The 13,531-nt window shown below is 74.0% G+C and carries 11 protein-coding genes; 6 read left to right on the top strand and 5 right to left on the bottom strand.

Annotated features, from left to right (window positions below; all coding sequences use genetic code 11):
• Positions 1–71: 71 nt before the first annotated feature.
• The 3 genes from ACH4RG_RS15975 to ACH4RG_RS15965 all read right to left on the bottom strand — a co-directional run bounded on the left by ACH4RG_RS15975 (position 72) and on the right by ACH4RG_RS15965 (position 6,765).
• Positions 72–2,993, bottom strand: a complete 2,922-nt coding sequence (locus tag ACH4RG_RS15975) for an AAA family ATPase (RefSeq protein WP_397928028.1) — start codon at positions 2,991–2,993, stop codon at positions 72–74.
• Between the two features lie 80 nt (positions 2,994–3,073).
• A complete protein-coding gene (locus tag ACH4RG_RS15970; protein WP_397916946.1) occupies positions 3,074–3,271 on the bottom strand; it encodes a hypothetical protein in 198 nt (65 codons plus the stop codon).
• Between the two features lie 128 nt (positions 3,272–3,399).
• Complete coding sequence (locus ACH4RG_RS15965) at positions 3,400–6,765, bottom strand: type 2 lanthipeptide synthetase LanM family protein (RefSeq protein ID WP_398539785.1); 3,366 nt, start codon at positions 6,763–6,765, stop codon at positions 3,400–3,402.
• Positions 6,766–7,078: 313 nt separating this feature from the next.
• Here ACH4RG_RS15965 and ACH4RG_RS15960 point away from each other — a divergent pair, with 313 nt between their 5' ends.
• On the top strand, positions 7,079–7,540 hold the full coding sequence (locus tag ACH4RG_RS15960) for a DUF6232 family protein (protein WP_397917242.1): 462 nt from the start codon (positions 7,079–7,081) through the stop codon (positions 7,538–7,540).
• A complete protein-coding gene (locus ACH4RG_RS15955) occupies positions 7,537–7,881 on the top strand; it encodes a hypothetical protein (RefSeq protein WP_397916944.1) in 345 nt (114 codons plus the stop codon). The genes ACH4RG_RS15960 and ACH4RG_RS15955 overlap by 4 nt, the downstream gene beginning before the upstream one ends.
• A 79-nt stretch (positions 7,882–7,960) precedes the next feature.
• Here the strand turns inward: ACH4RG_RS15955 and ACH4RG_RS15950 are convergent, their stop codons facing one another.
• A complete protein-coding gene (locus ACH4RG_RS15950) occupies positions 7,961–9,061 on the bottom strand; it encodes a LacI family DNA-binding transcriptional regulator (protein WP_397928032.1) in 1,101 nt (366 codons plus the stop codon).
• 109 nt (positions 9,062–9,170) lie between these two features.
• Between ACH4RG_RS15950 and ACH4RG_RS15945 the strand changes: the two genes are divergently transcribed.
• The 4 genes from ACH4RG_RS15945 to ACH4RG_RS15930 all read left to right on the top strand — a co-directional run bounded on the left by ACH4RG_RS15945 (position 9,171) and on the right by ACH4RG_RS15930 (position 12,713).
• The gene (locus tag ACH4RG_RS15945; RefSeq protein WP_397916942.1) at positions 9,171–10,322 is read left to right on the top strand and encodes a Gfo/Idh/MocA family protein; all 1,152 of its coding nucleotides are present in this window, start codon (positions 9,171–9,173) and stop codon (positions 10,320–10,322) included.
• Positions 10,323–10,362: 40 nt separating this feature from the next.
• A complete protein-coding gene (locus tag ACH4RG_RS15940; RefSeq protein WP_398539687.1) occupies positions 10,363–11,514 on the top strand; it encodes a dihydrodipicolinate synthase family protein in 1,152 nt (383 codons plus the stop codon).
• A complete protein-coding gene (locus ACH4RG_RS15935; RefSeq protein ID WP_398160600.1) occupies positions 11,511–12,347 on the top strand; it encodes a sugar phosphate isomerase/epimerase family protein in 837 nt (278 codons plus the stop codon). Before ACH4RG_RS15940 ends, ACH4RG_RS15935 begins: the two co-directional genes overlap by 4 nt.
• A gap of 201 nt (positions 12,348–12,548) precedes the next feature.
• A complete protein-coding gene (locus ACH4RG_RS15930) occupies positions 12,549–12,713 on the top strand; it encodes a hypothetical protein (protein WP_398539686.1) in 165 nt (54 codons plus the stop codon).
• Positions 12,714–12,819: 106 nt separating this feature from the next.
• Here ACH4RG_RS15930 and ACH4RG_RS15925 read toward each other — a convergent pair whose 3' ends face one another.
• The gene (locus ACH4RG_RS15925) at positions 12,820–13,527 is read right to left on the bottom strand and encodes a VOC family protein (protein ID WP_397916938.1); all 708 of its coding nucleotides are present in this window, start codon (positions 13,525–13,527) and stop codon (positions 12,820–12,822) included.
• Positions 13,528–13,531: the final 4 nt, after the last annotated feature.

Below are 13,531 nucleotides of genomic sequence, written 5' to 3'. Positions count from 1 at the left end.
CGCGTCGGGCCGGGCGGACCCCGCCTCAGAACGATTCGGGCGGACGCCCCAGGCCGGTTCGGGCGGACGCCTCAGGCCGGTTCGGCGGCGCACTCGGCGGCGAACTCGCACAGCGCGGCCCGGTCCGCGCGCCCGGTCTTGCTCAGCAGACTGGCCATGTGCTTCTCCACCGTGCGGGGCGAGATGGACAGCCGCCGGGCGATCTGCTGGTTCCCGGGCCGCTCGGGCAGCAGCACGAACACCTCGTACTCGCGCGGGGTCACCCCGCCGGCCCGCAGCGGCGACGGAATCCGGTCCCAGCCGCCCCGGTGCTGTCCCACGCTGGCCCCGGCCTGCCGCAGCGCCGCCCGGCACGCGGAGGCGACCGGCTGCACCCCGGCCCCGTAGAAGTACTCCTCGGCGGACCGCAGCCACGCCACCGGATCGCCCCACCCGTCCGCGCGGGCCGCGTCCGCGACCAGCCGCAGGCCCAGGTGGCGGGCGACCGGGAAGGGCGCGGACCGCACGTCGAACGACGCCATCAGCCGGGCCGCCCCGGCCGGATCCCCCTCCCGGCCCAGCAGCACCGCGTCCGCCAGCTCCAGGAACTGCCGGTTCCAGGCGAGACACGCCCCGGGCGCCGCCCGCGCCTGGGCCAGCTCCGCCCGGTCCGCGTCGCCCGCCAGCACCCGCAGCAGCGGGCGCAGACCGTACCGCCCGCTCAGGTAGTAGTAGCTCGGGTGGTCCGCCTCCCAGGCCAGCGCTTCGTCCAGCCCCGCCGCCGCCCGCTCCCGGTCCTCCTCCAGGAGCGCGCCGAACGCCCGGCACAGGCCCGACCGGAGCGGCACCAGCAGCGACTGCTCGCCCCCGGCCCGCCGGAACGCGGCCAGCGCCCGGTCCATCTCCCGCCGCCGCCCCCGGTGCGCGGCCATCGTCGCCCCGGCCAGCAGCAGGTAACGGTGGGCGGACCGGTCACCGACCCGGGCACTGGCCTCCGCCGAGCGGTCGATGATCTCCTGCGCCTCCTCCCACCGGGCGCACATCACCGCGTTCATCGCGAGCAGCCCGTCGACCGTACGGGTCAGCAGCAGCGCCCCCAGCTCGGTGGCCGCCGCCCGCGCGGAGAGCAGCCGGGCGGCGTCCCCGGTCCGCATGAAGGCATTCGCCCCGAGCCGCACCAGCGCCTCCACCCGCCAGACCGGCAGGGCGTGTTCGGCGGAGATCGACAGCATCCGCTCCAGGGCCGCGTCCGCGGCGTCGAAACCCTCCTCGCGCCGCAGCAGCGCCAGCAACTGCCAGGCCTGACAGGCCACCACGGGCAGCCCCTCGGCCTCGGCGGTCTCCGCGGCCTCCCGCACGGCCCGCTCGGAATCCGCCGGATCCCGGGGCTTCTGGCCGTGCCCGGGAAGCAGCGCCAGGTACCCGTCGACCACCACGAGCGCGGCCCGGCGGCCCGGCGGCGGTGACGGGCCCAGCAGGACGCGGGCCGCCTCGACCTGGAGCGCCGCTTCGGCGGTGCGCTCCGCCATGACCGCCGCCCAGGCGAGCTCGATGTGGATCAGGCCGCGCCGGGCGGCGGCCTCGGAACGCGCCGGAACCGGCGGCAGCGCGTCCGCCAGCGCCAGTGCGCCGTCCAGATCGCCGCCCTCGGCACGGGCGACCGCCAGCGACTCGGCGACGGCGGCCCGGTCGGTCTCGGCGGCCAGCGGGTGCGCCCGCTCCAGCAGCACCACGGCGGAGCCGTGCGCCCCCGAAGCGAGCATCCGTCTTCCCGCCTCCGCGAACTGGCGGGCCGCCCCGGCCCGGTTGCCCGCGGCCAGTTGCAGCGCGGCCACGAGCTGCCGGCCGTCCTCGTCCAGCGGCTGCCCCGCGTGCTCGATGGCCCCCACGGCGCGGCGGGCCAGCGAGGCGCGCTCGGCCGGCGCCAGCGAGGAGATCAGGGCCTCGGCGGTCAGCGAGTGCCGGAAGGTGTAGCGGTCGGGGGCCGCGCCGTCCGGGGCGATCACACCGGCCTCCACCGCCGACCGCAGATGTGCGAACAGGGCCCGGTCCTCGAATCCGGTGACGGTCTGGAGCACGGTCACCGAGAACTGGCTGCCCAGGGTGGCCGACGCCAGTAAGAGGTCCCGCACCGGCTCGTCCAGCCGCTCCAGCCTGCGGGCCCAGCTGCGGACGATGTCCGAGGGGACCGAACCGCCCGGCTGCTCCACCGCCTGCCACCCGTCGTCCGTCCGCCGGAGCCGGCCGGTGTCCAGCAGGTCCGCCAACAGCACTTCCAGCAAGTACGGGTTGCCCGCGGCGCGTTCGGCCAGCCGGTGGTGCACCGACTCGGGTACCTCCTCCGGCCGCGCCTCCAGGCACGCGCCCGTCAGCGCCCGCACCCGGTCCTCGCGGAGAGGGCCCAGCTCCCGTACGGTCGCGGCGTGCCGGCGCTCGACGGAGCGTACGAGGTCCAGGGCGGCGCCCGGTTCCGGACGCAGGGTGCCCAGGAACAGGATGGGCAGATCGGACAGGTTGTCGATGACGTACTCGACGACCGCGACGGTCTCCGTGTCGCAGTCGTGCAGATCTTCCAGCAGGATCGCGCAGCCCGCCTCCCGGCCCAGCACGGACAGCAGCCGCAGCAGGGCCTCGGCCAGCTCCACGACCGTCTCCGGATAGCCGGGGGACCCGTCCTTGCGCCACTCCGGGACCAGCCGGGCCAGCGCCGGGTGGTAGGGCGCGAGCTCCGGATCGGTCGGGGTGCCCGCGGCCCGGAACCGGGACGCCAGCGCCTCCGCGAGCGGACGGAAGGGCACCACGAGCCCGGTCGAGGTGGCCCGGCCGCGCAGCACCGGCATACCGAGCCCGTACGCCCGGTAGGCGCACTCGCCCACCAGCCGGGACTTGCCGATACCGGCTTCCCCGAGGAGGAACAGCGCGCGCCCCGAACGCCGTCGTACGGCGTCCAGGGCGCTGCTCAGCAGTCCGATCTCCTCGTCCCGCCCGACGATGACCGGCGAAGTGGCTCGCATGGCCGCAGGCTACTGGAGCCCCAACCCCTACGGCAGCGGGCCAATTCGGCTCATTTACGGTTGAGTTGGCTGGAAGCCGTTCACCACGGGGCCGTCATGGTGGTCCACGGCAGGTCGTGGCTGTAGCCGCTCTCGCCCTCGGAGGCGCTGAGAAGTCTGCCGCGCGCACCGAGGCCTCCGGTGGAACCCAAGAAGATCTGCCCGGCCGGGTGCTCGGGCGTGCCCTCGTGCGCGATCTCGCCGGACGCTTGCAGGGCCGATTCGCCGAACTGCTTCATCTCTGCCTCATCCTTTGGGTGGTGACGGTGACGGTGGTGACGGTGACGGTGACGATGGTGGTGGTGACCGTGGTGGTGGTGACCGTGATGGTGACGATGCGGTCGTCGTCGTGAAAGCCGTGGTTCGGTCAAGGGGCCTCGGAGAGGCGCAGGAGCAGCGCGGACCCGATCCGGTCGGGGAACCCGGCCCGCAGCAGCCCGTGCCCGATCCCCGAGAGTCCGGTGAGCAGCCCCGGGTGCGGTACGCGGCCGGGCGTCCCGCACTGCGGGCCCGCCCGGTCCGCCGAGGCCAGCAGCGTCCCGGCCCGGCGCATCCACGCGGGCCGCGCCGCGGGGAGCGCGTGGTGGCCGAGCAGTTCGAGCAGCCCCGACTCCCCGTGGCACAGGCTGTCGTCGGCGAGCGGACCGATGCCCGCCAGCTCGCCGGAGCGCGCCGCGAGCCAGCCGGACAGCTCCGGGTCCGCCAGCGCGTCGGGGCTGTCCGCGATAGCCAGCGCGATGCCGGCCACCCCGTCGCACCAGGCCGGTCCGGCAGGCGCTCCGGCAGCCGCTTCGGACGCCGATCCGTGAACCGGCCCGGCGGTCGCTCCGTGCGGCGCTCCGGCGCTGGTCACGCGGTTCGCTCCGGCCGTCGCCCGGCGCAGGGCCGCCAGCCCGGCGCTCCGGTGGCGGGCGTCGCCCCCGGCCCCGGCGAAGCGCAGCAGCGCCCAGCCGATCCCCGCCGCCCCGTCGGCGAAGCCCCCGGTCCGAGGGAGCGGGGCGGCGGCGATCCGCTCGGCGCAGCGCTCGGCACCACGCCAAGCCTCGGGACGGCCGGTGGCGCGGTGCACCGCGAGCAGCGAGACGAGCCCGCCCGCCGCCCCGCCGCGCACCCCGTGCCCGTCCTCGGCCGTGCTCGCCGCGCAGCTCAGCCGCACGGCGGGACCGGTCTGGTCCAGTACCTCCCGGTCGCCCAGCAGGGTGCCCACCTCGGTCAGCGCGTACGCGATGCCGCCGAGTCCCGCGAAGGCGCCGGAGCCCAGGGAGCCGAGCTCGTCGGCCCGCCCGTGCAACGTGTCCAGCAACCCCGGGACCGGGGCGAGCGCCTCGCGGGCCGCCTCCGCGTACCGGGAGGCACCGGTGAGCGCGGCCAGTTGCGCCAGGAAGAGCGCGGGCCCCGTGTAACCGCCCGCGAGGTCCGCCGCCATCGGCGTGAGCCGCCAGTAGCGCTCGCCGAGCAGTTCGAGCCCGATCCAGTTGGTGCGGCGCTCGTGCCGGTAGGCGAGGGAGACGAGCTGGTCGCCCACCGACCGTGCGGCGGACAGCAGTTGCTCGGGCTCCGGCGCGGTCGCCGCGCTCCGCGACCGGCCGCCCGGCGCCGCCCGGTGCGGTGGCTCGGGCGAGGTGCTCACCATGGCGGCCCGGATGATCCGTTCCTGGTCCTGGCGGTCCACGGTGTCCATCGCGCGCACCTTCGCCTCGACGCGGGCCAGCCCGGTGGGGCCGACGGGGCCGACGCCGGGCTGCCCCGGAACCGTACGGCCGGTGCCGCTCCACAGCTCCGTGCCTCCCGGCCGGGTGCCGAACACCGGCACGTCACCGCGCCACAGCTCCGCCACCTCCTCGTCCTCCACGCCGGGCAGCGCGGGCATGCCCAGGAGTGGGGTGCGCAGCAGTGAGAGGACCTGGTGGCGTTCGGCGGCGTCCCGCATCAGGTCGGGGTGGGTCGACTCGTCCAGCAGCGTCGTGTAGGTCCAGGTGGGCCGGGGCACGACGCGCACCTCGTCTCCCGCGAAGATGCGCAACAGGCCATCGCTGCCCAGGAGTTCGCTTCGATGATCGCTGATCGCCGTGTATCCGGCGCGGAAGCCGCCGCACAGGGCCTCGGTGTACGCGGAGGGGTCGGCCGCCACACCCCCCAGCCGGGGCCGGTTGGCGGACTCGGTGAACCGGCCCGCCCGCCGCACCAGCCGCATCCGGTCGGTACCGGCGTCCGCCCAGTCGGCGGTCTCGATCGGCGACGACGCGGCCCGACCCCCGCCGATCGCGGACATGTCGAGCGCGGTGGTGTCCCCGACGAGCAACTGGGGCAGCAGGCCCACCCGGTGGACCGAGTCGTGCAGGGCCCGGGCGGCCGGATCGGCGGACCGGGCGGGCCCCAGCGGCGGGTGGAACAGCGTCTCCACATCGACCAGCACCGGGTGCGGGCCGCAGGCGATCAGGTTCTCGTGGTGCAGATCCGTACCGTCCAGCGTGTGCAGCAGCGCCAGCAGCGCACCCTGGCGCCGGTAGAACTGCCGGGTCTCCGCGGCCGAGGCGCAGGGCCGCTCCTCGACGAACTCGGCCCAGCCGTACTCCCCCCGGTCCAGGACCCGCAGCACCCGCAGATCCGGGGCGCCGGACAGCGCACCGAACCACTCGGCCAAGGCGTTGAAGTGCCGGTGCGCCGCGAGCGGACGCGGCTTGTAGACCAGCCGGGCGCCGTCGGCGAACCGCAGCAGCATCACCGACCGGCCGCCGCGGTGGCTGTCGCCCGCCCCGGCCTCGACACCGGTCAGCGCCCCGGGCCCCGCGCTCCCGCCGCGCCCGCCCTCCGGGGAACCGGCCCGGTCGCCGAGCACCCCCGAAGGGGTCAGCAGGTGCCGGTCGGCGGCGAGCCGCGCGGCCATCTCCGCGAACGCGTCGCCCGCGTTCAGGCAGGCCGTCGAGAGGAGGCGGGCCAGCACGGGGTAGCCGGTGACGAGCAGGGCGAGACCGTCGCGGCGGGCGGTCCGCCGTACGAAGTCCCGGAAGCGTTCCTCGGACCCCTCGCCGCTGAGCCGGCCCAGCCGCCGGGACTCGTGCAGTTCCGTGACGAGGGTGCGCGCCGCGATCCGGGACAGCCGGCGCGTCAGCTGCCGCCGGAAGTCCGCCAGAAGGGGCGAGGAGCCCTCTGCCGCCGGGCTCTCTGCCGCCGGGCCGGCCGCTCGGCCGGTCCGCGAGCCGTTCACCAGGCCGCCGGCCGCTGGGCCGCCGACCGCCGAGCCGTCCTTCGCGAGCGCGTCCCGGAGCCGCCTGACCGCCGCGTCGACGAACGGTGCGACGACCGGCCCGAAGCCGCTGAGCCCGGGGTACGGCCGGTCGGCCACCACCACGTCACGCGGCGCCGAGGCGACGGCCTCCCGGGCGAAGACCGCCCAGCCGGGTTCGCCGGCGGGGCTGCCGCCGACCACACCGGGAAGCCACCAGGGCGCTCCTGCCGCGTCCCTGAACGCGACGGAAGCGGCGGGAGCGGACGCCACGGCAACGGCGGGAACGGACTCGACGGAAGCGGCGGGAGCGGACGCCACGGCAACGGCGGGAACGGACTCGACGGAAGCGGCGGGAGCGGACGCCACGGAAAGGGCAGGGACCGGATCGGCGGATACAGCAGGGGCAGGGCGACGGCTCGCGCCTCTGTCGATCAGATCCTTCTCCGCCACAGCTCCGCACCTCCCCGGTCCCGGGCCGGCCCCGGTCGGGCCGCCCGCATCCATCGTGGCGGGGGAGCGGGTGGGGGCGCATGGGGGAGTCGCCCCCATCTTTCGCCCTCCGGCCCCGCAGACGCCGGTAACGCGTCGCCATGGCACCTGAATTGGCGGTTTCTCGCCTGCCGCTCAGGGGTGGGCTGATGCTTAATAGGGCTCCCGCGCATGCGGGGTGAGAGACGAGTGCACGGGGGATCGCATGAACACCACCGGCAACTTCGGGCCGCCGCCATCGACGCCGACGCCACCGTCTGGACCGCCTGCCTCACCACCACCGGACCCTCCGGCCGGACCTCCTTCGCAGCCACCGCCGCTACCGCCGCTGCCGCGTCCGGGAGGCATCCTGGAGATCTCGGTCAAGCGCCGGATGCTCTGGATAGGAGCGGCGGCCCTGCCGCTGCACAACCTCACCCGGGTCGAGGCAATCAAGATCAAACCGGAGCGGAACGTGATCCGCTTCCTGGTGGGACTGGGGGTGGTCGCCTTCGTCTATTCGATGACCGACTGGGCGCCGGTTCTCGTCCTGCTGATCGTCCTGGTCGTCCTTTTCGTCAAGGCGCTCATCGCGCCGGAGAGGCCGGTTCTGGTCGTGGAGACGGCCGGCGGCTCCTTGGTGCTCGTGACCCTGCCGAGCGTGGACGAACTGCGGGTGATCGCCGGGCAGATAGTGCACGCGATCGACCATCCGGAAGCCGAGTTCACGGCACACGTGCACCAGTTGAACAACTACAACGGCCCCGTGTTCAACCAGAACGGTGGTCAGAACACGGGGATCAGGCTATGACCGAACCGACGCACCACTCGACCTACAACGGCCCCGTGTTCAACCAGAACGGCGGCCAGAACATCGGCGTCAACTACGGCTATGTCGGCGCCGCCCAGGACCCGGAACTCCATGCGGCCGTGGAAGAGCTGAAGTCCCAGCTCCGCACTCTCACCGCCCACCTCACCCCGGACCAGGCCCGTACGGTCGAAGAGACCCTCCCCGTGCTCGCCCTGGACCGCGAGGGCATGACCGAGCGAGGCCTCACCCTGGCGCGGCTCGGGCAGATCGCCAACAGCCTGGGGCCCGTGGCCCAGCCGGTCGCGGACGCGCTGGGACGGCTGCTCGGACTGCTGGGCTAAGGGCTGTCCGCAGGCTCCCGGCCCCGAGCCCCGCAGGCCCCGAGCCCCGCAGGCCCCCGGCCCCCGCCGGGCCGTCCGCTCACCCCCGAGGCGCAGCCGTGGACCCCCGGATCATCAGCTCGGCCGCGATGGTCGCGATGCCGCCGGGTGGCGGGTCCTCCTTGCCCATCGCGAGCCGCCCGGCCCGGGCGCCCGCCTCGAAGAGCGGCAGCCGCACCGTCGTGAGGGCCGGCACCGCGTCCACCGAGAACGGCAGGTCGTCGAAGCCCGCGACCGAGATGTCCTGGGGGATCCGCATCCCCTGGTCCCGGACGGCCGCGCACGCGCCGAGCGCCACGGTGTCGTTGGCGGCCACGATCGCGGTCACGTCCGGTGCCCTGCGCAGGAGTTCGAGGGTGGCCTCGTAGCCGGAGCGCCGGTCGTAGGGGCCGTGCACGGTGAGCAGCTCCTGGTCGTCGGAGCCCAGGCCCCCGTCGGCCCCGCCCGGGGCGGCGGCCAGGCCGGCGGCGCTCAGCGCCTCCCGGTGACCCTCCAGCCGGTGCCGGGTGGTGGTGCGCTCCGGGGGCCCGGCGACATAGCCGATCCTGCGGTGGCCGAGCGAGACGAGGTGCTCGGCGAGCCGGCGTCCGCCGCCCCGGTTGTCGAACGTGAGCGCGGCGACGAGGGCGTCCCCCTCGGGCAGCGGGGGCCGCCCGCAGAAGACGATCCGGGTGCCCGCGTCCGCGAGCTTCGTCAGCTTCGCGGACATCGCCGCCTGGTGGGCCGGGTTCTCGACCGCGCCGCCGGTGAGGACGACGGCGGCTGCGCGCTGGCGCTGGAGGAGGGTGAGATAGGTGAGTTCGCGCTCCGGGGAGCCGCCGGTGTTGCAGATGACGGCCAGCTTCTCGCCGCCCGCCCGTCCGGAACCGTCCCCGGGGCCGCCGATCTGCGTCTGGGCCGCCCCCGCCATGATCCCGAAGAACGGGTCGGCGATGTCGTTGACCAGGATGCCGACCAGGTCCGAGGTGGCCGCGGCGAGCGAGCTCGCGGGCCCGTTGAGCACGTAGTCCAGGTCGTCCACCGCGCGCAGGACCCGCTCCCGGGTCGACGCCGCCACCGGGTAGTTGCCGTTCAGCACACGCGAGACGGTGGCCGGGGACACCCGGGCGCGGGCCGCCACATCCGCCAGGGTGACTGTCATCGCTGTCCTCCGTGAGATCACGTGCGGCCCCCTCTTGTCCGGCCGCTGTCGGCAGGCTAGCGTCATCTCCGATAGAAAGCGCTTGCTACGGTTGTATGGAGGGACCTTCGTGACACGCAGGACAGTGCGCATCGCCATGAACGGCGTCACGGGACGCATGGGATACCGGCAGCACCTGGTGCGCTCGATCCTCGCGATCCGCGAGCAGGGAGGCCTGGATCTCGGCGACGGCGAGGTGCTGTGGCCCGAGCCCGTGCTCGTCGGCCGCCGCGCCCACGCCCTGGAGCGGCTCGCCGAACGCCACGGCCTGACCGAGTGGTCGACCGACCTGGACGCGGTCCTCGCGGACGACACGATCGACGTCTACTTCGACGCCCAGGTCACCTCGGCCCGGGTGGAGGCGATCAAGAAGGCGATCGCGGCGGGCAAGCACGTCTACACCGAGAAGCCGACCGCCACGGACGTCGAGGGGGCCCTCGACCTGGCCCGGCTCGCCCGGGACGCGGGCATCAAGCACGGCGTCGTCCAGGACAAGATCTTCCTGCCGGGCCTGCTGAAGCTGAAGCGCCTGATCGACGGCGGCTTCTTCGGCGAGATCCTCTCCGTGCGCGGGGAGTTCGGCTACTGGGTCTTCGAGGGCGACTGGCAGGAGGCCCAGCGCCCCTCGTGGAACTACCGCGCCCAGGACGGCGGCGGCATCGTCGTCGACATGTTCCCGCACTGGGAGTACGTGCTCCACGAGCTGTTCGGTCAGGTCACCTCCGTAACGGCGCACGTCCAGACGCATGTTCCGCAGCGCTGGGACGAGCGGGGCAAGCCGTACGAGGCGACCGCCGACGACGCGGCGTACGGCATCTTCCAACTGGCGGGCGGGGCCGTCGCACAGATCAACTCCTCCTGGACGGTGCGGGTCAACCGCGACGAGCTGGTGGAGTTCCAGGTCGACGGCACCCACGGCTCCGCCGTCGCGGGACTGCGCAACTGCCGTGTCCAGCACCGCTCGTCGACCCCCAAGCCGGTCTGGAACCCGGACCTCCCGGTCACCGAGTCGTTCCGCGACCAGTGGCAGGAGGTCCCGGACAACCAGGAGTTCGACAACGGCTTCAAGGCGCAGTGGGAGCTGTTCCTGCGCCATGTGGTGCTGGACGAGCCGTACGGCTGGGACCTGCTGGCCGGCGCCCGGGGCGTCCAACTGGCCGAGCTGGGGCTGAAGTCGTCCGCCGAGGGCCGCCGCTTCGACGTCCCGGAGCTGACCCTGTGACCCGCGCGGCCGGTTCGCGGCGCCGCCGGAGGCCGCTGACATGACGATCCACCTCCCGCAGGGCCCCTACTCGCCCCGCGCCACCCCGCTCGACCTCGCTCCGGGAGCGCCGGCCCCCACCTCCCGTACGGTCTTCTCGGCGGCGCACGTGGTCGCCGACCCGTACGCGGACATCAGCCCCGACGACCCGGCCGCCGTCGACTGGGAGTCCACGCTTGCCTTCCGCCGTCACCTGTGGTCGCACGGTCTGGGCGTCGCGGAGGCCATGGACACCGCGCAGCGCGGCATGGGCCTGGAGTGGGCGGGCGCCGCCGAACTGATCCGCCGCTCGGCCGCCGAGGCGAAGGCGGTGGGCGGCAGGATCGCGTGCGGCGTGGGCACCGACCAACTGCCCGGCGACGGTCCTGCGCCCACCCTGGCCGAGGTCCGGGCGGCGTACGAGGAGCAGCTGGCCCTGGCCGAGGAACACGGTGTCCAGCCGATCCTCATGGCCTCCCGCGCGCTGGTCCGCGCCGCGCGGGGCCCGGAGGACTACCTCGCCACCTACGCCCACCTCCTGCGCCAGGCGTCGGAGCCGGTGGTCCTGCACTGGCTGGGTCCGATGTTCGACCCGGCCCTGGAGGGCTACTGGGGCAGCCCCGACCTCGACGAGGCGACGGACACCTTCCTCAAGGTCATCGCCGAACACCCCGACAAGGTCGACGGCATCAAGATCTCCCTCCTGGACGCGGCGCGCGAGATCGACGTACGTCGGCGCCTCCCGGGCGGGGTGCGCTGCTACACGGGCGACGACTTCAACTACCCGGAGCTCATCGCGGGCGACGAACGCGGCTTCAGCCACGCTCTGTTGGGCATCTTCGACCCGCTGGGCCCCCTGGCGGCGCACGCGGTACGGGTGCTGGACACGGGAGACGTGGACGGCTTCCGGGCGCTCCTGGACCCCACGGTCGAACTCTCCCGCCACCTCTTCCGGTCGCCGACCCGCTTCTACAAGACGGGCGTGGTGTTCCTGGCCTGGCTCTCCGGCCATCAGGACCACTTCACGATGGTGGGCGGACTCCAGTCGGCGCGCTCGCTCCCGCACCTGGCGAAGGCGTACGAACTGGCCGACGGCCTGGGCCTGTTCCCGGACCCGGAGCTGGCCGAACACCGGATGGGCTCCCTGCTCGCGGTCCACGGAGGCGCACGATGAGCGACGACCACCTCTCCCGCCTCTCGCTCAACCAGGAGACCCTCAAGCAGTGGCCGCTGCCCGAGCTGGCCGAGGGCTGCGTCAAGGCGGGCATCGGCATGGTGGGCCTGTGGCGGGCGCCGGTGCAGGCGTACGGCGTCGAGCGTACGGCCAGGCTCCTGGCGGATGCCGGGCTCTCCGTCACCAGCCTCTGCCGGGGCGGGTTCTTCACCGCCATCGACCCGGCGGAGCGCGCCCGCGCCCTGGACGACAACCGGGCGGCGATCGACGAGGCGGCGGCCCTGTCCACCGACACCCTGGTCCTGGTCTCCGGCGGTCTCCCGCCCGGCAGCCGCGACCTGCACGGAGCCCGGGAGCGGGTCGCCGACGCGCTGGCGGAACTGGCCCCGTACGCGGCGGGGCGCGGCGTACGCCTGGCGATCGAGCCGCTGCACCCGATGTACGCCTCCGACCGCTGCGTCGTCTCCACGCTCGGCCAGGCCCTGGACATCGCGGAACGCTTCCCGGCCGAGCAGGTCGGCGTGGTCGTCGACACGTACCACCTCTGGTGGGACGACCGGGCCCCGGCCGAGATCGCCCGCGCGGGTGCGGGCGGCCGCATCCACTCCTTCCAGTTGGCCGACTGGGTCACCCCGCTCCCGGCGGGGGTCCTGCTGGGCCGCGGTCAACTGGGGGACGGCAGCGTGGACTTCCGCGCGTTCCGTCGCCAGGTGGAGGCCGCAGGCTTCGACGGCCCGATCGAGGTGGAGATCTTCAACGAGGCGCTGTGGGCCCGCGACGGGGCGGAGGCGCTGGCGGAAGTCGCGGAGCGCTTTGTGCAACACGCCTGCTGAGAGCCGTGCGCCGAGCCTCTGGTAAAGAGATCGCAAAGGGATGCAACCTTTGCGTACCCTCCCGTGTCACACATGGCGTCGGGACTTCCGGGGAGGGGTCCGGGGGGAACGGGAAGGCCCGACGGGAGGGGAAAACGAGGGGGGTCCGGCCGCGAGGCCGGGCCCCATTTCGCTTCTCCGGCCCCGCGTTACGGTTCTGCCATGACGGAGGAGGCAGCGGAAGCCATGGAGAAGAGCGCGGCGGAAGCCATGGCGGAGGGCGCGGCGGAAGCCTGGCCCGAGCCGCCCCTCGCCGGCGTCTCATCGAGGGGTACGTCCGCCACGTCGGCCATGCCGAGCTCATCCGCGAGTCGGTCGACGGTCTGACGGGCGAGGGCCCGCCGAGGTGAGCCGGAGCGCGGCACGGGCGGACCCGGCGAGCGGCGAGCCGCACGAACTGCGGAGCTGACCCCCGCCGGGCGGGACCGGGGCGTCAGCTCCGCAGTTCGGCGAGCCTGGACAGGGTGTCGGCGGCGGCGTCCCGTTCCTCGGCGGCGAGGTGGATCCCCGCGGCCTCTTCGAGCAGCCCCGCCGCCCGCTCCATGTCCCCCGTCCGCTGCGCGATGTCCCCGCGCAGGACGAGAAGGCGCAGCCTCTGCACCGGAGTCGGCCGCTCGTCCGTCAACCCGAGCGCCCGGTCGATGATCTTCGCCGCGCCCGGCAGATCCTGCTTGGAGTCCGCGAAGAGGTCCGCCATGTGCAGGGCGCGGGCGAAGGTCTCCTTCGGTGCGGGCCGGTGGTTCTGGTCCTCGCTGATCGGCTGCCCGATCCGGATCGTGTTCCCGGTCGGGTCGGTCACCAGGAACTGCCGCACCCCGTACGACATGTCCTTCAGCGGACCCATGCGCGGCAACCCCCGCTCCGGGACGCGCCCGTAGGTCTTCTTGAGGCCCGCCCGGAACGCCGCGTGCAGGCCGTCCACGTCATCGGTGAGGACGTAACACCCGGAGTGGGAGGACTCCGGGTCGTACTCCTTGATGCCGTACAGCTGGAGCTCGACCGATCCCCGCTCGACGACGGCGTACGCGTACGGGCTCTTCTGCAGGGACGTCGTCTCGAAGCCCAGGGCGGCGTAGAAGTCGACGGTGGTCTCGATCAGCGAGGTACGGCAGGGCAGCATCGGGATGGTCGTCTCGGTCATACGG

This window comes from Streptomyces sp. NPDC021019, from assembly GCF_044333295.1.
GTDB lineage: Bacteria > Actinomycetota > Actinomycetes > Streptomycetales > Streptomycetaceae > Streptomyces.
Note: the sequence above shows the minus strand (reverse complement) of the source record. Positions and strands in the feature narration are given on the sequence as shown.